Annotated in this window: 17 protein-coding genes; 9 read left to right on the top strand and 8 right to left on the bottom strand. The window is 72.4% G+C overall.

Going from position 1 to position 19,485, the window contains the following annotated elements:
* Positions 1 to 94 precede the first annotated feature (94 nt).
* From ACWCP0_RS29180 to hmgA, 4 genes are all read right to left on the bottom strand, one after another.
* Entirely contained in the window at positions 95 to 1,288 is a 1,194-nt protein-coding gene (locus tag ACWCP0_RS29180) for a CaiB/BaiF CoA transferase family protein (RefSeq protein ID WP_451081754.1), read from the bottom strand.
* Between the two features lie 74 nt (positions 1,289 to 1,362).
* Positions 1,363 to 2,541, bottom strand: coding sequence for a type ISP restriction/modification enzyme (locus tag ACWCP0_RS29175; protein ID WP_451081753.1), 1,179 nt, complete (start codon positions 2,539 to 2,541; stop codon positions 1,363 to 1,365).
* A gap of 6 nt (positions 2,542 to 2,547) precedes the next feature.
* Positions 2,548 to 3,297, bottom strand: a complete 750-nt coding sequence (locus ACWCP0_RS29170) for a GntR family transcriptional regulator (RefSeq protein WP_351223791.1) — start codon at positions 3,295 to 3,297, stop codon at positions 2,548 to 2,550.
* A gap of 13 nt (positions 3,298 to 3,310) precedes the next feature.
* Positions 3,311 to 4,630 (bottom strand): homogentisate 1,2-dioxygenase, encoded by a 1,320-nt coding sequence (hmgA, locus tag ACWCP0_RS29165; protein ID WP_451081752.1) that lies wholly within the window; start codon positions 4,628 to 4,630, stop codon positions 3,311 to 3,313.
* 139 nt (positions 4,631 to 4,769) lie between these two features.
* On the opposite strand from hmgA, the gene ACWCP0_RS29160 reads away from it, so the two are divergent.
* The 8 genes from ACWCP0_RS29160 to ACWCP0_RS29125 all read left to right on the top strand — a co-directional run bounded on the left by ACWCP0_RS29160 (position 4,770) and on the right by ACWCP0_RS29125 (position 15,404).
* Positions 4,770 to 5,378 (top strand): TetR family transcriptional regulator, encoded by a 609-nt coding sequence (locus ACWCP0_RS29160; RefSeq protein ID WP_451081751.1) that lies wholly within the window; start codon positions 4,770 to 4,772, stop codon positions 5,376 to 5,378.
* A 126-nt stretch (positions 5,379 to 5,504) separates the two neighbouring features.
* Positions 5,505 to 7,748, top strand: coding sequence for a molybdopterin oxidoreductase family protein (locus ACWCP0_RS29155; RefSeq protein WP_451081750.1), 2,244 nt, complete (start codon positions 5,505 to 5,507; stop codon positions 7,746 to 7,748).
* A gap of 121 nt (positions 7,749 to 7,869) precedes the next feature.
* A complete protein-coding gene (locus tag ACWCP0_RS29150; protein ID WP_451081749.1) occupies positions 7,870 to 9,291 on the top strand; it encodes a CitMHS family transporter in 1,422 nt (473 codons plus the stop codon).
* Positions 9,292 to 9,307: 16 nt separating this feature from the next.
* A complete protein-coding gene (locus ACWCP0_RS29145) occupies positions 9,308 to 10,552 on the top strand; it encodes an MFS transporter (protein WP_451081748.1) in 1,245 nt (414 codons plus the stop codon).
* 10 nt (positions 10,553 to 10,562) lie between these two features.
* The gene (locus tag ACWCP0_RS29140; RefSeq protein WP_451081747.1) at positions 10,563 to 10,898 is read left to right on the top strand and encodes a hypothetical protein; all 336 of its coding nucleotides are present in this window, start codon (positions 10,563 to 10,565) and stop codon (positions 10,896 to 10,898) included.
* Between the two features lie 393 nt (positions 10,899 to 11,291).
* Entirely contained in the window at positions 11,292 to 12,683 is a 1,392-nt protein-coding gene (locus ACWCP0_RS29135) for an aldehyde dehydrogenase family protein (RefSeq protein WP_451081746.1), read from the top strand.
* A 68-nt stretch (positions 12,684 to 12,751) separates the two neighbouring features.
* Positions 12,752 to 13,831: a Zn-dependent alcohol dehydrogenase gene (locus ACWCP0_RS29130; protein WP_451081745.1), complete on the top strand. Its 1,080-nt coding sequence runs from the start codon at positions 12,752 to 12,754 to the stop codon at positions 13,829 to 13,831.
* Between the two features lie 238 nt (positions 13,832 to 14,069).
* Positions 14,070 to 15,404, top strand: coding sequence for an MFS transporter (locus ACWCP0_RS29125; protein WP_451081744.1), 1,335 nt, complete (start codon positions 14,070 to 14,072; stop codon positions 15,402 to 15,404).
* On the opposite strand, the gene ACWCP0_RS29120 is transcribed toward ACWCP0_RS29125, so the two are convergent.
* The 4 genes from ACWCP0_RS29120 to ACWCP0_RS29105 form a co-directional block, all read right to left on the bottom strand.
* Positions 15,367 to 16,326, bottom strand: coding sequence for a DMT family transporter (locus ACWCP0_RS29120; protein ID WP_451081743.1), 960 nt, complete (start codon positions 16,324 to 16,326; stop codon positions 15,367 to 15,369). The two genes, ACWCP0_RS29125 and ACWCP0_RS29120, sit on opposite strands and share 38 nt — an antisense overlap.
* Positions 16,327 to 16,376: 50 nt before the next feature.
* Positions 16,377 to 17,066, bottom strand: a complete 690-nt coding sequence (locus ACWCP0_RS29115; protein WP_451081742.1) for an ArsR/SmtB family transcription factor — start codon at positions 17,064 to 17,066, stop codon at positions 16,377 to 16,379.
* An 18-nt stretch (positions 17,067 to 17,084) separates the two neighbouring features.
* Positions 17,085 to 17,489, bottom strand: coding sequence for a HEAT repeat domain-containing protein (locus ACWCP0_RS29110; RefSeq protein WP_451081741.1), 405 nt, complete (start codon positions 17,487 to 17,489; stop codon positions 17,085 to 17,087).
* 72 nt (positions 17,490 to 17,561) lie between these two features.
* Positions 17,562 to 18,251: a TetR/AcrR family transcriptional regulator gene (locus ACWCP0_RS29105; protein ID WP_451081740.1), complete on the bottom strand. Its 690-nt coding sequence runs from the start codon at positions 18,249 to 18,251 to the stop codon at positions 17,562 to 17,564.
* Between the two features lie 65 nt (positions 18,252 to 18,316).
* Between ACWCP0_RS29105 and ACWCP0_RS29100 the strand changes: the two genes are divergently transcribed.
* Positions 18,317 to 19,468: an acyl-CoA dehydrogenase family protein gene (locus ACWCP0_RS29100; RefSeq protein ID WP_451081760.1), complete on the top strand. Its 1,152-nt coding sequence runs from the start codon at positions 18,317 to 18,319 to the stop codon at positions 19,466 to 19,468.
* The last annotated feature ends 17 nt before the right edge of the window (positions 19,469 to 19,485 follow it).

Genomic DNA, 19,485 nt, shown 5'->3' with positions numbered 1-19,485 from the left:
GTGGATGCCGTGGATACCGAAGGCGCCCGTACGGCTGTGGAGGCCGGGAGCGCCCGTGCGGCCGATCAGCCGCCCTGCCCGGCCGAGGGGTCGCTCACGCCACCACTCCGTCCCCGCGCAGCTCCGTGATCTCCTCCGGCGTCAGGCCCGCCTCCCGCATCAGCGCGTCGGTGTGCTCGCCCAGCGCGGGGATCGCGCCCATCCGCGGGTCCGGACCGCCCGGCAGCGTGATCGGGGGCAGCAGGGCCCGCAGCGGACCCGTGGGCGATGCGACCTCCCGCCAGCGGGAGCGGGCCGTCAGCTGAGGGTGGTCGGCCAGGTCCGCGATCGTGTTGAGGCGGGCGCAGGCGATGCCCGCCGCATCCAGCCGGGCGACGGCCCCCGACGCGTCCAGGCGCGCGAGCGCCTCGGCGACGACCGCGTCGGTCTTCTCCCGGTTCGCGGTACGCGCCTGGTTCGTGGCGAACGCCGGATCGTCCGCGAGCTCCGGGCGCTCCAGCACCGACTCCGCGAGCCGCCGCCACTCGCGGTCGTTCTGCACCGACAGGAGCACCTGTCCGCCGTCGGCCGTCGGATAGGCGTCGTACGGCGAGATGACGGCGTGCGCCACGCCGGTGCGCGCCGGTGCCTCGCCTCCGTGCATCCCGTGGTGCAGCGGATGCCCCATCCACTCCGCGAGCGACTCCAGCATCGAGATCTCCACGACCCCGCCCCGTCCGGTCGTCGCCCGTCGCAGCAGAGCCGCGAGCACACCCGAGAAGGCGTACATCGCGGCCGCGATGTCGGCGGCCGGGATCCCGGCCTTCACGGGGTGCTCGGCGGTCCCGGTCACCGACACGAGCCCCGCCTCGCACTGGACGAGCATGTCGTAGGCCCGCTTGTGGGCGTACGGTCCGTCCGCCCCGTACCCGGAGATGTCCACGGCGACCAGCCGCGGATGCGCGGCGCACAGCGTGGCCGCATCCAGCCCGAGCCGCTGCGCGGCCCCTTGCGCCAGGTTCTGTACGAACACGTCCGCGTCCGCGATCAGCCGGCGCACCAGCCCGACGCCCCGCGGGTCCTTGAGATCGACGGCGAGCGACTCCTTGCCGCGGTTGCACCAGACGAAGTGCGAGGCCAGCCCCTGGGCGGCGGTGTCGTAGCCGCGGGCGAAGTCGCCGCCGTCCGGGCGCTCGATCTTGATGACGCGCGCGCCGAGGTCGGCGAGCTGGCGCGTGGCGAAGGGCGCCGAGACGGCCTGTTCGACGGCGACGACCGTGACGCCGTCCAGGGGCAGCGGTTGGCTCATGGGAGCCGTACTACCGTGTACGTACCACGTTTGTCACCCTCGGGGCACCCGCGGACGGCGGGGGTACGCACCCCCTAGAGCAGCGCGAACTGTCCCTCCGGACCCTCCTCGTGATGATCGAGCACCGACGCCGGCCGCCGGGCCGGCCCGGGCACCGGCGCAAGCCCCGGATCACCCAGCTCCGTGCGCGCGACCTCCTTGCCCAGCTCCGCCCGCGCCTCCTCCAGCTGCCCGAGCAGCGCGAGCACGGTGATGAGCTCCAGCAGCTCCGAGGTCCACTCCTGCGGCCAGGCTCCCGGCCGGATCGCCTCCAGCGTGCCTGGCTCGACCTCGGCCGTCCGCCGCTCGAACCAGTGCTCCAGGACGCGCGCACCGCCCACCTGGAACTCCCACGCCTCCACCGGTACGGGCGCGATCCGCCCCTCACCGAGCAGCAGCGCCTCCTCGTCGGCGTCGTACGCGAGCTCCCCGGGCCGTGGCGGGATCGCGGCCCGCACGTACGGCCGCCTGCCACCGGGCAGCCTCGGCCGCTCACCGCCGCGCGCACCTCTCAGCTGAATCCCGACGATCCGCCGCCCCAGGTCCACACCGCCCGCCCACACCCCGGGATCCGAGGTGAACGGCACGACGCACCCCGCGGCCGTCGCCTGCCCGGTGGCCACGACCCAGGCCAGCACGTCCTCCGGCGCGATCCCGCTCCCGTAACGACGTGTCAGCGCCTCCACCAGGCCGGGAGCGAGATTGGGCTCGACCCCGCCGGGCCTCCGGTACAAGGGCCGTATCCGGCCGGGCCGGCCGGCCGGGGAGCGCCCCTCGGGCAGCACCCCCGACACCAGCAGCGCGGGACCCGCGGCACCCGGCACGTACCCCTGCTCCACGGCGAACAGCTGCCGTTCGTCGGCGACGCGCCACAACTCCGGCCGGGCGACGTCGATCAGACGGTGATCGGGGACGACCCACTGCTCGTCGAACGGGCCATGGGCGATCCGTACGGGTTCGGGACACGGGCCGTCCTCACGCGCGAGCCGCGCCGTCCCGGTGGACTGCCCCGGCAGCGCGGCAACGGCGGTGTTCAGGCTGCGTGCCCGCGTCTCGCGGAACAGGGTCCGGCGCTCGTCCCCCTCGGCCCGTACGAGAGTGTCCCAACGCGCCCTGAGCGTCCGCACATCGGGGGCGACCGGCCAGCTCCGGCCGAGCCGCAGCGGTCCGGTGGACCAGGGCATCAGGTCGTCGAGCAGCACGGCGTCGCTCATTGCCGATCACTCCGTCTCGACGGTCACCGAGAACGAGAACCGGTCACCCCGGTACCGGATCCGCGCCACATCCACCACCCGCCCCTCGTCGTCGTACGTCACCCCCGTGTAGTGCAGGATCGGCGACAACAGCGGCACCTGGAGCAGTTCCGCCGTCTCCGGGTCGGCCAGCCGCGCCTCCACCGTGTCGGTGATCCGGCTGATCCTTACCCCGACGGAGTCCCGCAGCACCTTCGTCATCGGCCAGCGCTCCAGGTCCGCGACCTTGAGCCCGGCCGCGATGTCCGTCCGCACCGCGTTCTCCGCCCAGTTCGTCGGCTCGCCGCTCTCCCCGTCGCAGCGCAGCCTGCGGTACGTCACGATCTCGTCCACGTCCGTGAAGTACTCGGCGAGTTCGCCCGGTACGGGGGAGGGGCCGTGCCCCAGCACCGTCGTCCGCTCGCCCGACTGCTGGGCCACGATCGCGTCGATCGAGCCCAGCAGCCGCCTCGGCGCACTGCGCCGCGCCCCCGGTTCGATGAAGGTGCCGCGCCGCCGGTGCCGGCTGATCAGCCCCTCCGTCTCGAGCTCCTTCAGCGCCTGCCGCATGGTCAGCACGCTCACGCCGTAGTGCTCGGCGAGCTGCTCCTCGGTGGGCAGGCGCAGCGGGTCGTGCGGCCGGCGCCCCAGTATCGAGGCCCGGAGGGACTGCGAGACCTGGTACCACAGCGGCAGCTTGCGGTTCAGGACGAGCGAGTCGGGGGCGAAGGCGGTCACGGGCAACTCCGTATCAGGACCGGAAGTGGCGCTCAAGACCCTGCCACACGTCGTCGTACCCCCTCTGCAGATGGTCGGCGTCCGCGGCCTGGGCCGTGGCGGTCACCGGCCAGCGGGTCTCGAACATGAAGGCAAGACCGTCGTCGATCTTCTGCGGCTTGAGCTCGGCGGCGCTCGCCCGGTCGAAGGTCTCCCGGTCCGGCCCGTGTGCGGACATCATGTTGTGCAGCGACCCGCCGCCCGGGACGAAGCCCTCCGCCTTGGCGTCGTACGCGCCCTCGATGAGGCCCATGTACTCGCTCATGACATTGCGGTGGAAGTACGGCGGCCGGAAGGTGTTCTCGCCGACCAGCCAGCGCGGTGCGAAGACCACGAAGTCCACACCCGCGAGCCCGGGGGTGTCGCTCGGCGAGGTGAGCACCGTGAAGATGGACGGGTCCGGGTGGTCGTACGAGATGGTCCCGAGCACATTGAACCGCTGCAGGTCATAGACGTATGGCACATGGTTACCGTGCCAAGCCACGACGTCGAGCGGAGAGTGGCTGTACGTCGCGGTCCACAGGTTCCCGCAGAACTTGTTGACCACCTCCACCTCGCCCTCGACGTCCTCGTACGCGGCGACGGGTGCCCGGAAGTCCCGTGCGTTCGCGAGGCCGTTCGCACCGATCGGGCCCAGATCCGGGAGCTGGAACGGCTGTCCGTAGTTCTCGCACACATAGCCGCGGGCCGTCTCGTCGAGGAGCTCCACGCGGAACCGCACGCCGCGCGGGATGAGCGCCACCTCGCCGGGCCGGGCGGCGAGCAGTCCCAGCTCGGTGCGGAGCAGCAGCCCGCCCTGCTCGGGGACGATCAGCAGCTCACCGTCCGCGTCGCTGAACACCCTCCGCTCCATGGAGGCGTTGGCGTGGTACAGGTGCACGGCCATGCCCGTGCGCTGCGTGGCGTCGCCGTTGCCGCCGAGCGTCCACAGACCGGCCGACCAGTCCGTCCCGGGCGCGGGCTCCGGCAGCGGGTTCCAGCGCAGCCGGTTCGGGTCGGGCACGGTCTCGGTGAAAGGCGCGGAGCGGAGGGCGCCGTTGTCGGCGCGTACGAACGGGGGATGCGCGGCCGACGGACGGATCCGGTACAGCCACGAGCGCCGGTTGTGGGCGCGCGGCTCGGTGAAGGCGGAGCCGCTGAGCTGCTCCGCATAGAGCCCGAGGGGCGCCCGCTGCGGCGAGTTCCGCCCGTGCGGCAGTGCGCCGGGCAGGGCCTCCGAACTGTGCTCGTTGCCGAAGCCCGACACGTACTCAAGCCCCTCGGCCGTTTTCCTCGCCTGCTCGATGCCGCTCATCCGCACTCCCGATGCGTCCGGTACCCGTCCAAGGAATCCTATGGTCGACAGTAGGATTGCGTGGCGGTCCTCGTCAACGGCGTCCCCCGCCCATGCCAACGGCATCCCCCCGTCGCGCCGGCGACGGCATGATGGAGCGATGGCCTCAGCCCACTCCCTCCGCCGTACGCCCGTGCAGCAGCGCAGCGCCGAGCGGCTGACCCGGATCCTGAACGCCTGCGCCGAACTCCTGGACGAGACCGGCTACGAGGACCTGTCCACGCGCGCGGTCGCGGTCCGCGCGGGCGTCCCCATCGGCTCGGTGTACCGCTTCTTCGGCAACAAGCGGGCCATGGCCGAGGCGCTCGCACATCGCAATCTGGACACGTACGCCGAACGGGTCACGGCACGGATCGGCGAACTGACGGCCGCGGACCGGCGCGGGGTCGTCGACGCCGTGCTCGACGAGTACCTGGCGATGAAACGGACCGTGCCCGGCTTCGCCCTGGTCGACTTCGGGTACCGCATCCCCGTCGCCGCGCCCGCGGCCGGGGCCAACCACGAGGTCGCCGACCGTCTCGCCGAACTGCTCGCCGGCCATCTGGGCCGCAGCGCCGACGCGGCCCTGCGGCGCACCACCCTGATCGCGGTCGAGGCCGCGGACGCTCTCCTCCAACTCGCCTTCCGCGTGGACCCGTCGGGTGACGCGGAGATCATCACCGAGACCCGGGAGCTGCTGTACGCGTACCTCGCCCGCGTGCTGGACTGAACCGGACGGCTGCCACCGGACGCGGCACCGGAAAGCCCTTCCCTCATCGCCTCCCCCTCATGCGTACCGGTCGGTATGCTCGGGAGCGCCCCCGCGTCATCGCTGCCGCCGCCCCGGGAGGGCCCCATGTCAGGAACCGACGCCACCCGTACCGCCCTGCGCATCTGCCCCCTCTGCGAGGCCACCTGCGGGCTGACCCTCACCATCCGGGGCAGTCGCGTCACAGGGGCACGCGGCGACCAGGACGACGTCTTCAGCCAGGGCTTCATCTGCCCCAAGGGCGCATCGTTCGGTGAGCTGGACGCCGACCCCGACCGCCTCCGCAGCCCCCTCGTCCGCGACGAGAGCGGCGAGCTGCGCGAGGCGACCTGGGACGAGGCCTTCGACACCATCGCCGCCCGTATACGCCCGCTGATCGAGGAACACGGACCGAACGCCGTGGGAGTCGTCCTCGGCAATCCGAACGTCCACACCATGGCCGGCGGGCTCTACCCGCCCGTCCTGCTCTCCGTGCTGCGCACCCGCAACATCTTCACCGCCTCCACCCTCGACCAGATGCCCAAGCACGTCTCCAGTGGACTGCTCTACGGCAGCGCGCTCGCCATCCCCGTCCCCGACCTGGACCGCACCGACCATCTGCTGCTCCTCGGCGCGAACCCGCTGGAGTCCAACGGCAGCCTCTGCACCGCCCCCGACTTCCCCGGCAAGCTCAAGGCGCTGCGCCGTCGCGGCGGCAGCCTCACCGTCGTCGACCCGCGCCGCACCCGCACCGCCAAGCTCGCCGACCGCCATGTCGCCATCCGCCCGGGCACCGACGCGCTGCTGCTCGCCGCCCTCGCCCACGTCCTCTTCGAGGAAGGGCTCACGGACCTCGGGAACCTCGCCCCGCACGTGCAGGACGTGGCCGAAGTGCGCGAGGCGGTAAGGGACTTCACCCCCGAAGCCGTCGCCGCGGCCTGCGACATGGACGCCGACGACATCCGTACGATCGCCCGCGAGCTCGCCGCCGCCCCGACGGCCGCGGTGTACGGGCGCATCGGCAGCTGCACCGTCGAGCACGGCACCCTCGCCAGCTGGCTCGTCGACGTCCTCAACATCCTCACCGGCAATCTCGACCGGCCCGGCGGCGCTCTCTTCCCGCTCGCGGCCACCGACCGAGCCCCCCGCCCGTCCCCTGGCCTTCGGCATGGGGAACCCCACCCCGGCAAGGGCTTCGCCCTCGGCCGCTGGACGAGCAGGGTCAGCGGCCACCCCGAGGCCAAGGGCGAACTGCCCATCGCCGCGCTCGCCGAGGAGATCGAGACGCCCGGCGACGGGCGGATCCGGGCCGTGATCGCCGTGGCCGCGAACCCGGTGCTGTCCGCCCCCGACGGCGACCGCCTCGACCGGGCGCTGGGTGGCGGCCTGGACTTCATGGTCAGCGTCGACCCCTACCTCAACGAGACCTCGCGCCACGCCGACGTCGTCCTGCCTCCTCCGCCGCCCTCCCGCAGCGCCCACTTCGACTTCGCGTTCAACGCCCTCGCCGTGCGCAACCAGGCCCGCTACACGCCTGCCGCCGTACCGCTCGACGCCGGGCTCATGGACGAGTGCGAGATCCACGCCCGGCTGATACTCGCCGTGAGCGGAATGCACGGCGCAGTTCCTTCCGCGGTCGACGACATGGTCATCGAGGGTGCGCTCGCCAAGGCCGTCGCCGATCCGCACTCGCCCGTGCACGGCCGCGACGCCAAGGAAGTGGCGGCCGAACTGAGCGGTGGCACGGGACCCGAGCGGCGCCTCGACATGATGCTGCGCCTCGGCCCGTACGACATCACCCTCGACGATCTGCTCGCCCACCCGCACGGCATCGACCTCGGCCCGCTCCAGCCCCGGATCCCCCAGATCCTGAAGACCCGCAGCGGGCGCGTGGAACTCCTCCCGGCGGACATCGAAGCCGACCTGCCGCGGCTGCGGCGTGCCCTCGGGGAACGGGACGAACGGCTCGTCCTCGTCGGCCGCCGCCATCTGCGCTCCAACAACAGCTGGATGCACAACGTCGCCACGCTCAACGGCGGTTCCAACCGCTGCACGCTCCAGATCCACCCCGCCGACGCCGCCCGGCTGGGCCTCGACGACGGAGACCGGGCCAGGATCGCGGCGGACGGCGGCGCCCTGGAGGTCCCGGTCGAGATCACCGACGCCGTCCGGACCGGGGTGGTGAGCCTCCCGCACGGCTGGGGCCACGACCGCCCGGGCACACGGATGTCGGTGGCGGCGGCCAGTCCCGGAGTCAATGTGAACCAGCTGCTCGACGGCTCACGCCTCGATCCACTGTCCGGCACCGCGGTGCTCAACGGCTTCCCCGTGGAGGTATCGGCAACGCGATGACCTGGGCTTTTGCTCGTATTGCTCACAGGTCAACATCTTGTTAACGCGGATGAACGACACCTAACGTCATCCGGACCGCCGGCTCCGGTGGGAGTTCAAGGATGAACGTTAGGTGTCCCCCATGCTGACAATGCTCGGCTTCGCCATGATCGCGACCTTCCTGGTCCTGATCATGATGAAGAAGATGTCGCCGATCGCGGCTCTGGTCCTCATCCCCGCACTCTTCTGCGTCTTCGTCGGACAGGGGGCGAAGCTCGGGGACTACGTCCTCGAAGGGGTCGGCAATCTCGCGCCGACGGCGGCGATGCTGATGTTCGCCATCGTCTACTTCGGGGTGATGATCGACGTCGGCCTCTTCGACCCGATCGTCCGGGGCATCCTGCGCTTCTGCAAGGCCGACCCGATGCGCGTCGTGGTCGGAACCGCCCTGCTCGCCGCGATCGTCTCGCTGGACGGCGACGGCTCCACCACCTTCATGATCACCGTCTCCGCGATGTACCCGCTCTACAAGCGCCTCAAGATGAGCCTGGTCGTGATGACCGGTGTCGCGGCAACGGCGAACGGCGTCATGAACACCCTGCCGTGGGGCGGCCCGACGGCCCGCGCCGCGACCGCGCTCAAGCTGGACGCCGGAGACATCTTCGTGCCGATGATCCCCGCGCTCGGCGTCGGTCTGCTCTTCGTCTTCGTCCTCGCATACGCCCTCGGCCTGCGGGAGCGGCGGCGCGTCGGCCATCTGTTGCTGGACGAGGTGCTGGAGCCGCGGACCGAGACGGTGCTCGTGAAGGCGGGCGGCGGTGCGGAGCACGCCGCGGTGCCCACCGGCGGCACCGGCACCGGCCCCGCCACCGGTCCCGCCACCGGTCCCGGCGGCACGGGCGGCACGGCCGACGAGGACGGCTTCCAGGGCCTGGACCCGAAGCGCGAGACCCTGCGCCCCAGGCTCTACTGGTTCAACGCGGGCCTCACCCTCGCCCTGCTCACCTCGATGATCATGGAGCTGCTGCCGATCCCCGTGCTGTTCCTGATCGGCGCCGCCCTCGCCCTCACCGTGAACTTCCCCAGGATGCCCGACCAGAAGGCCCGTCTTGCCGCCCACGCGGACAACGTGCTCAACGTCTCCGGCATGGTCTTCGCGGCCGCCGTCTTCACCGGTGTCCTCACCGGCACCGGCATGGTCAAGCACATGGCCGACTGGCTCGTCGGCGCCATCCCCGAGGGCATGGGCCCGCACATGGCGCTCGTCACCGGCCTGCTGAGCCTCCCGCTCACGTACTTCATGTCGAACGACGGCTTCTACTTCGGCGTCCTGCCCGTCCTCGCCGAAGCCGGCGCCGCCCACGGTGTTTCCCCGCTCGAGATCGCCCGCGCCTCGCTCGTCGGACAGGCCCTGCACATGTCGAGCCCGCTCGTCCCCGCCGTGTACGTCCTCGTCGGCATGGCCAAGGTCGAGTTCGGCGACCACACCAAGTTCACCGTCAAGTGGGCCGCGCTCACTTCGCTGGTGGTGCTGGGCGCCGGAATACTCTTCGGAATCATCTGAGCCGGAATCACCAGAGATGACCCGGAGTTGGCTGCTGCGCCTCGTCATCGCCTTCAGCTTCGCGCAGGGGGCGGTGTCGATGGCGCGTCCGGCCGTCTCGTACCGCGCCCTGGCCCTGGGCGCCGACGAGGGGGCCATCGGGGTCATCGCGGGTGTGTACGCGCTGCTTCCGCTCTTCGCCGCCGTACCGCTCGGGCGCCGCACCGACCACGGCAGGTGCGCCCCGCTCCTGCCCGTCGGCGTCGTCCTGATCTCCGGCGGCTGCGCGCTGAGCGGGCTCGCGGACTCCCTGCTCGCCATGGCGGTCTGGAGCGGGGTCATGGGCCTCGGCCACCTGTGCTTCGTGATCGGTGCGCAGTCGATCGTCGCCCGTCAGTCGGCCCCTGCCGAACAGGACCGCAACTTCGGACACTTCACCATCGGGGCCTCGCTCGGCCAGCTCGTCGGACCGGTCGCGGCGGGCGCGGTGATCGGCGGCGACATGGCCCGTACGAGCGCACTCGCCCTCCTCGTCTCGGCGGCCGTCGCCGCCGTCTCCCTCACGTCCCTCTGGCGCATCGAGCACCAGGTGCCACGGGCGGCGGCCAGGGCGAGGACGAAGGTGCCCGTCCACCGCATCCTGCGCACGCGCGGCGTGCCCGCCGGGATCTTCGTCAGCCTCGCGGTGCTGTCGGCGACGGACATCCTCACCGCATACCTCCCGGTGATCGGCCAGCACCGGGGAATCGCCCCGTCCGTCATCGGGCTGCTGCTGAGCCTGCGCGCCGCGGCGACGATCGCCTGCCGGCTGGTCATGACCCCGATGATCCGGGTCCTCGGCCGCACCGCTCTGCTCACGGTCACCTGTCTGCTCGCCGGACTGCTGTGCGCGGGCGTGGCGCTGCCCGTCCCGGTGTGGGCCCTCGCCGTGATGCTCGCGGTGCTCGGTTTCTGCCTCGGCGTGGGCCAGCCGCTGTCGATGACGACGGTCGTCAGGGCCGCCCCCGCCGAGGGCCGCTCCACCGCGCTCGCCCTGCGCCTCACCGGCAACCGTCTCGGCCAGGTCGCCGCACCGGCGTCGGCGGGTCTCGTCGCCGGGATCGCGGGAACGGCGGCGCCGTTCGTGATGCTGGGGGCCCTGCTGCTGGTCGCGGCGGGACTGGGGCTGCGGGCGGGCGGCTCTGAACGGGGCGTTGAACACGGGACGCGCACGGTACGTACTACTGGCCGTCCGGAGAAGCGTCCCTGCGTCAACGACAGGAGCGGCAATGAGCGAAGGTGACGGTCCGATCATGAAAGGCCTCCCGGACGGAGGCGCCGAACTGTCGGTGGTGCTGCGGCTGCGCTGGGACGATGTGGCCGCGCTCGGCCGCGAGGCGAGTCGGCTGGCCGAGCAGCGCGGGGCGCCCGTGAGTCTCGACGAGGCGGCCAGCCATCGGCTGCGCACGTGGTCGTCGGTGGCGAAGACCCCCGACGAACGGGGGCAGGCCCAGCCGGTGAACCCGCCCACCGCGGCCGCGCCCCACGCGATCGTGAGCACCCCGGCGGCGCGTGTCACGTCCATCTCTCCCCCCACGGTCCGCCCGGCCCAGCCGCCGACGACGGCCCTCGGCCAGGCGCCTGCCTGACCGGGGGCTTCTCCCCACCCCGCCTTCCCGGTCGTGTCGACTCGCGGCTCCGCCGCGTGGGGGCACGCTCCCGGACCCCCCGGGACGTGCCCGGTACCGCTGGAAATGGTTCCGGTACCGGCGAGTGGGCCCGGGTGGCCGTCCTGAAGCGCCGGGCGGGCCGGAAAGGGCCCCGGCGCCGATGTGCACCCGAGGGCGGAGCCCGGAGCGGGGTCCGGGGGCGAAGGCCTCCCGCCACGGGGCGGAGCCGCAAGTCGGGGCAGCCGGGAGGCGCGGGTGGGGGAAAATCCAGGGCCTCTGCACCCGGCCCGCCCTGGCGCGCAGGAAACTAACACCGCTAGTTTGGACGTGGACGACGGACGAGCACCGAGTCACGCCCGAAGGAGACAGCGGATGAAGGCCCACGACGGCATGTACATCGGCGGCACCTGGCAGCCCGCCGCCGGCGCCGACACCATCGCGGTGGTGAACCCCGCGGACGAGCAGGTCATCGCCCACGTCCCGGCCGGCACCCCGCAGGACGTGGACGCCGCGGTACGCGCCGCGCGCGCCGCCTTCCCCGGCTGGGCCGCCACCCCGCCCGCCGAGCGCGCCGCGAAGCTCGTCGCTCTCCGGGACGTCCTCGCCGCCCGCAAGGACGAGATCGCCGAGACCGTCACCGCCGAGCTCGGTGCGCCGCGGAAGCTCGCCGAGGCCGTCCACGCGGGCCTGCCCCTCCTCGTCGCGGGCTCGTACGCCGAGCTGGCCGCCGCGTACTCCTTCGAGGAGACGATCGGCAACTCCACCGTGCTGCTGGAGCCGGTCGGCGTCGTCGGCGCGATCACGCCCTGGAACTACCCGCTCCACCAGATCGTCGCCAAGGTCGCCCCCGCACTCGCCGCCGGCTGCACGGTCGTCCTCAAGCCCGCCGAGGACACCCCGCTGACCGCGCAGCTCTTCGCCGGTGCCGTGCACGAGGCCGGGCTGCCCGCGGGGGTGTTCAACCTGGTCACCGGCCTCGGACCGGTCGCGGGACAGGCACTCGCCGAGCACCCCGGCGTCGACCTCGTCTCCTTCACCGGCTCCACCGCCGTCGGCCGGCAGATCGGCGCGACCGCGGGCGCCGCCGTCAAGCGCGTGGCCCTCGAGCTCGGCGGCAAGTCCGCCAATGTGATCCTGCCGGGCGCCGATCTCGCCCGCGCGGTCAACGTCGGTATCGCCAACGTCATGTCCAACTCCGGCCAGACGTGCAGCGCCTGGACCCGGATGCTCGTGCACAGGGACCACTACGACGAGGCCGTGGCACTCGCCGCCGAGGCCGTCGCCAAGTACACGCCCGGCGAGCGGCTCGGCCCGCTCGTCAACGCCCAGCAGCAGCGGCGGGTCCGCGGCTACATCGAGCAGGGCATCGCGGAGGGTGCGCGGGTCGTGGCAGGCGGCCCCGAGGCGCCGCGCGAGACCGGCTACTACGTCGCGCCGACCGTCTTCGCCGACGTCACGCCCGAGATGACGATCGCGCAGGAGGAGATCTTCGGCCCGGTCGTCTCGATCCTGCGGTACGAGGACGAGGACGACGCCCTGCGGATCGCCAACGGCACGGTGTACGGCCTCGCGGGCGCGGTGTGGGGAGAGCGGGAGGAGGCCGTCGCATTCGCGCGGCGTATGGAGACCGGCCAGGTCGACATCAACGGCGGCCGCTTCAACCCGCTGGCTCCGTTCGGGGGTTACAAGCAGTCGGGTGTCGGGCGGGAGCTCGGGCCGCACGGCCTCGCCGAGTACCTCCAGACCAAGTCCCTGCAGTTCTGAGCCGTTCCGAACCGGCCCGATTCCAGCCGCCCCGTTCTGTCACGATCCGTTCCGAGGAGCCCGCAACCGTGGTCCGCGCCGCCGTACTTCCCGCCGTCGGTTCCCCGCTGGAGATCACCGGCATCGAACTTCCCGAGCCCGGCCCCGGCCGGGTGAGGGTCCGCCTCGCCGCCGCCGGGGTCTGTCACTCCGATCTGTCCCTGTCCAACGGGACGATGCGGGTGCCCGTGCCCGCCGTCCTCGGCCACGAGGGCGCGGGCACGGTCGTCTCCGTCGGCGAGGGCGTCACGCACGTCGCGCCCGGCGACGGCGTCGTGCTCAACTGGGCGCCGTCGTGCGGACAGTGCCACCACTGCTCGATCGGCGAGGTCTGGCTCTGCGCCGACGCCCTCACGGGTGCGGGCAGCGTGTACGCCGTCACGGAGGACGGCACGGAGCTGCACCCCGGCCTCAACGTGGCCGCGTTCGCCGAGGAGACCGTCGTCGCGGCCAACTGCGTCCTGCCGGTCCCGGACGGTGTCCCGCTCACCGATGCCGCGCTCCTCGGCTGCGCGGTCCTTACCGGCTACGGGGCCGTCCACCACTCGGCGCGCGTCCGCGAGGGCGAGTCGGTCGTCGTCCTCGGCGTCGGCGGGGTCGGCCTCGCCACGCTCCAGTCCGCGCGGATCGCGGGGGCCGGGCCGATTGTCGCGGTCGACGTGTCGCCGGAGAAGGAGGACCTCGCGCGCCGGGCCGGAGCGACGGAGTACGTCGTCGCCTCCGCCACCACGGCGAAGGAGATCCGCAAGCTGACCGGCGGTCACGGCGCGGACGTGGCCGTCGAGTGCGCGGGCCGCGCCGAGACGATCCGCACGGCCTGGGACTCGACCAGACGCGGCGGGCGTACGACGGTGGTCGGCATCGGCGGCAAGGACCAGCAGATCACCTTCAACGCGCTGGAGCTGTTCCACTGGGGCCGTACGCTCTCGGGCTGCGTGTACGGGAACTCCGATCCGGCGCGGGACCTGCCGGTGCTGGCGGAGCACGTCCGGGCGGGGCGGCTCGACCTGAGCGCGCTGGTCACCGAGCGGATCGGTCTGGACGGGATTCCGGCGGCCTTCGACAACATGCTGGCGGGCAGGGGCGGTCGGGCGCTGGTCGTGTTCTGACGCCGCCGACCGGGCCACGGCGCTCACCGGGCAGCGCCGACCGGGCCCCACCGCCTCACCGGTCACCCCGGCCGCACACCCTTGCGGCCGGGGTGCTCGTGCTGCTGTCCGACGCAACGGTTACCAGCGGGTAATGATCGAGCAAAAACTCCTGCTGCGCGACCCGTTGACCGTCATACCCACCGGTCGGTACGGTCCCCGCACTCCTCGTCCCCCGCACCCATCGGAGTGTGCACCCATGGACACGGCTCCCCCTTCCCCCGTCGCCGGTACGTCGCACGCGACCGCCCCCACCGACCGGCACCGCCGACGCGTGGCCACCGCGGCCGCCCTCGCGTCCGCCGTCGAGTGGTACGACTACTTCGTCTTCGGCATCGCCGCCGCCCTCGTCCTCGGGGATCTCTACTTCCCCGCGGGCAGCGCGTCGGCCGGAGTGCTCGCCGCCTTCGCCACCTTCGCGGTCGGCTTCCTCGCCCGCCCCGTCGGCGGCATCATCGCCGGCCAGCTCGGCGACAAGCGCGGCCGCAAGCCGATGCTCGTTCTCGCGCTCACCCTGATGGGTGTGGCCACCGCCGGTATCGGCCTCCTCCCGACGTACGAGACGATCGGCATCGCCGCGCCGGTCCTGCTCGTGCTGCTCCGCGTCATGCAGGGCATCGCCGTCGGCGCCCAGTGGGGCGGCGCGATGCTGATGGCCACCGAGTACGCCCCCGAGGGCAAGCGCGGGCTGTACGGCAGCCTCGTCCAGCTCGGTGTGCCCATCGGTGTGGTCACCGCGAACACCGTGTTCCTCGTCGCGGGTTCCCTCACCGACGACGCCACCTTCGCGTCCTGGGGCTGGCGGGTGCCGTTCTTCATCGGCTTCCTGGTCCTCGCTCTCGCCTGGTACATCCACACCCGCGTCGAGGAGACCCCCGAGTTCCGCCAGGCCGAACGCGCCCTGGCCGAACAGGAGAAGAGCGAGGCCCGCTCCCCGCTCCGGACGATCCTGCGCAAGCACCTCGGCACGGTGTTCCTCGCCGGCGGCTCCTTCGCCGTGAACACCGCGACGTTCTACATCATCATCACCGGGGTGCTGGACTACTCGACCCGCGAACTCGGCATGGAGCGCAGCGCGGTGCTGACCGTCTCGCTCGCCGTCAGCCTCACCCAGCTCGCGCTGATACCCGCGTCCGCCGCACTCTCGGACCGCATCGGACGGCTGAAGATCTACGCGTTCGGCGCGGTCGGCCTGCTGGTCTGGGCCGTTCCGCTCTTCCTGCTCATCGACACCAAGTCGCTGCTGTGGCTGGCCGTCGGCACCTTCGTCACCAGCTGTTTCCTCAGCATCATGTACGGGCCGCAGGCCGCGCTCTTCGCCGAGCTGTTCACGGCCGAGATGCGCTACACCGGCGCCTCGCTCGGCTACCAGATCGCCGCGGTCTTCGGCGGCGGCCTGGCGCCGTTCGTCATGGTGCTGCTGCTGGAGGCGACCGGCACCTCAATGGCCGTCTCCGGCTACATCATCGGCCTGGCCGTCATCGCACTCGTGTCGATCAGGGTTCTCGCGAAGCGGGCGGCTGCCCGCGAGTGATCCCTGCCGCCGAGGCGGCTTCCGTGGCGCCGGTCCGGTCCTCCCGGACCGGCCCGCGGGACCTCGAGCGCGACACGGCCACACCCGCCAGGCACACCACACCGCCCAGCAGGGTCAGCCGGCCCGGCACCTCGTCCAGGAACAGCCAGGACATCAGCACCACCAGCGCGGGCACGGCATACGTGGTCGCGCCCATCTTCCCCGCGGTCGTACGGGCCAGGGCGTACGCCCACGTCGTGAAGGCCAGCGCGGTCGGGAACACGCCCAGGTAGACCATGTTGAGCGTCGCGGACGCCGAGGCGTCGGCGGCCTCGCGGAGCAGCACCCCCGCGAACGGCAGACACGCCACCGCCCCGATCACACAGCCCCACGTCGTCACCTGGAGCGCGGACGCGTGCCGCAGCGCCGGCTTCTGGCCCACCACCCCGCCCGCGTACGACACCGCGGCCAGCAGGCACAGCACGACGCCGAGCACCGACGCCGAGCCCTCGCCCGACATCGACAGGCCGACCAACGCCGCGCCCGCGAACGACACGCCCATCCCGGCGAGCAGCCGCGGCGGCAGCCCTTCCTCGAGCAGCCACCCCGCGAGCAGCGCCATGACCAGCGGTCCGACATTGACCACGAGCGCCGCCGTGCCCGCGTCCACCTTCTGCTCACCCCAGTTCAGGGCCACCATGTACAGCCCGAACCAGAGCAGTCCGGAGACCGCGATCCCCGGCCAGGCGGCCCGGGGCGGCAGCCGTTCCCGGCGCACGGCACATATCGCTCCCAGCACCAGGGCCCCGGCGAGCAGCCGGCCGAGGGCGAGCGCGCCGGGGGAGTACTCCGCACCGGCGCTGCGGATCGAGACGAAGGCCGAGGCCCAGAGCACGACGGTGGTCCCGGCCGCCGCGAAGGCGCGCCACTGCGTGTTGGTCATGCGGCGACCGTACGCCGCCGACTCTTCGGTGCCCACCGGCACATGTCTCATCACAGCGCCGCCGCATCGATGCCGAGCAGCACGCCGAGGGCCTGCTCACCGTCGGCGGTGACCTTCACCGCCCGTTCGGAGCCGATGCGTACGCACCAGCCGGAGTCCAGCGCGTGCCGGCACAGCCGGGCGCCCGCGACCCCGGCCAGGTGGGGACGGCGCTCCGTCCAGTCCAGGCAGGAGCGCGCGAGCGGGCGGCGGCCTCCCGTCGGCAGCGGCATCCCGGCCTCCACGAACCAGCCGAGGCCTGTGTCGGTCAGCGCGAATCCGGTGTCCTGGCGCAGCAGGCCGCGGGCCTCCATGGCATCCGTGATCGCGATGCCGAGCCGCCCCGCGAGATGGTCGTAACACGTCCGGCCCCGGGCCATCGCACTGCGTGTGCTCGCCGCCCGAAGGCCGCGCGGCGGCTCGTCGGACGGGGCGGCGTGCGCGGCGAGGACTTCCACGAGACGCGCGGCCGGCTCCCCGGCGAGCCGTACGTACCGGTGCCTGCCCTGCCGCTCCTCGGCCAGCAGCCCGCCCGCGACGAGCTTGCCCAGATGCTCACTGGCCGTCGACGGCGCCACCCCCGCATGACGCGCGAGCTCACCGGCCGTCCAGGCCCGCCCGTCGAGCAGGGCGAGGCAGAAGGCGGCACGGGTCTCGTCGGCGAGCAGCGCCGCGAGGGCGGCGACATTCCTGGAAGCCATGTGTCCAGGGTCGCGCACTCACTGTTCGGCGGTGGCCGAACCATCCTCCCGCCGCCATCGCCACCGGAAGAGCTCGCCGGGCCGGTGGTCGTCCTCGAAGCCGCGACCGAGCGGTCCCACCCGCGCGAACGCCGCCTCGGTGCGCGGATCGTCGCGCCTTGTGAGGCCGAAGGCGGCCTCCGGACGGACCAGTTGGTCGTCCTCGTCGAGCGGCGCCGGCAGGGCCTCCGTCACGGCGCGCGTCCGGTCCGGGGACGCGGCGAGCACCTCCGCGGCTGCCCCCCGCACTCCGGCGTGCGGATCCCGGACCAGGGAGAGCAGCGCCGCGGAGACCTCGGGGGTGAGGTCGTACCACGTGCCGAGCGTCCTGCCCACGCTGCCGCGGACCTCGGGGTCGGGGTCGCGCACGAGGGCGAGCAGCACGGTCCTGGCCGTCGGTGGTGGCCCTCCTCGAGCAGGGCCGCCACCGCATCGGCGTCCCCGCCCGTACGGCCGCTACGAGCCGCCCTTCGAGTCCTTCGCCGCGTCCTTCTTCGCCCACGTCCCCCGTACCCCCGCCTCGTACTGCACCGCCAGCCCGTCCAGCAGCGCCCGCAGCCCCGTCTCGAACGCGCCCTCGTCCACCTGCTCCTGCCGGCCGGCGAGCAGATGGGCCTGGCCGAGGTGAGGGTAGTCGGCCGGGTCGTACGCGGTCTCGTCGTTCACGAAGCCGCGCGCGAAGGAGCCGAGCGCGGAGCCGGTGATGAAGTACCGCATGAGGGCGCCGATGTACGTGGCCTGGGCGGGCGGCCAGCCGGCCCGCACCATCGCGCCGAAGACGGCGTCGGCGACCTTCAGCCCGGCCGGGCGGCGGCCGGGGCCGCGGGCGAGGACCGGGACGATGTTGGGGTGGTCCGTGAGGGCCGCCCGGTAGGAGACGGCCCAGTCGTGCAGTGCGGTGCGCCAGTCACGTCCGTCGGTCTCGTCGAACATCGACAGATCGACCTTGGCGCTGACCGCGTCGGCGACCGCGTCCAGGATCTCGTCCTTGTTGCGGAAGTGGTTGTAGAGGGACGGGCCGCTGACGCCCAGTTCGGCGGCGAGGCGGCGGGTGGAGACCGCGTCGAGGCCCTCCGCGTCCACGAGCGCGCCCGCCGTCCCGACGATGCGGTCTCTGCTGAGGAGGGGCTTGCGCGGTCGGGCCATGCGGCACATAGTAGGCCCTGCCAACCAGAAACTAGCAGTGATAGTTAAAGGCGGGATGTCCAGTGGTGAACCTGGAGCTCGGCGAGGAGCAGAAGGCAGTCCGCCGCCTCGCACGCGACTTCGTCGACCGCGAGATCGCCCCGCACGTCGTCGACTGGGACCGGGCCGAGAATGTCGACAGGTCGATCGTGAAGAAGCTGGGCTCCGTCGGCTTCCTCGGGCTCACCGTCGACGAGGAGTACGGCGGCTCGGGCGGCGACCACCTCGCGTACTGCCTGGTCACGGAGGAGCTCGGGCGCGGCGACTCGTCGGTCAGGGGCATCGTGTCCGTGTCCCTCGGCCTGGTCACCAAGACCATCGCCGCCTGGGGGAGTGAGCCGCAGAAGCGGCACTGGCTGCCGCGCCTCACCGCGGGCGAGGCCCTCGGCTGCTTCGGGCTGACCGAACCGGGTACCGGCTCCGACGCGGGCAACCTCGCCACCAGGGCCGTGCGGGACGGGGACGGGTACGTCGTCAACGGCAGCAAGATGTTCATCACCAACGGCACCTGGGCCGATGTCGTCCTGCTCTTCGCCCGTACCGGCGACACGCCCGGGCGCCGAGGTGTCTCCGCCTTCCTCGTCCCCACCGACACGCCCGGGCTGACCCGGCGCACCATCCACGGCAAGCTCGGCCTGCGCGGCCAGGCGACCGCCGAGCTGGTCCTGGAGGACGTCCGGGTGCCGGCGGACGCGATGCTCGGGCCGGAGGGCAAGGGGTTCTCGATCGCCATGTCCGCGCTCGCCAAGGGACGGATGTCGGTGGCCGCGGGCTGCGTCGGCATCGCCCAGGCGGCGCTGGACGCCGCCGTCGGCTACGCGGGCGAGCGCGAGCAGTTCGGCAAGCCGATCGCCTCGTACCAGCTGGTGCAGGAGCTGATCAGCGACATCGCCGTGGACGTGGACGCCGCGCGCCTGCTGACCTGGCGGGTCGCCGATCTCATAGACCGCGGCGAGGACTTCGCCACCGCCGCGTCCAAGGCGAAGCTCTTCGCCTCCGAGGCCGCCGTGCGCGCCGCGAACAACGCACTGCAGGTCTTCGGCGGCTACGGCTACATCGACGAGTACCCGGTCGGCAAACTCCTGCGTGACGCACGGGTGATGACCCTGTACGAGGGCACCAGTCAGATCCAGAAGCTCATCATCGGCCGTGCGCTGACCGGCGTCTCGGCGTTCTGAGTACGCGGCTGAGTACG

It is taken from the genome of Streptomyces sp. NPDC001970, from assembly GCF_053594115.1.
The sequence above is the reverse complement of the archived record's forward strand: the minus strand, read 5'-3'. Positions and strand labels throughout refer to the sequence as shown.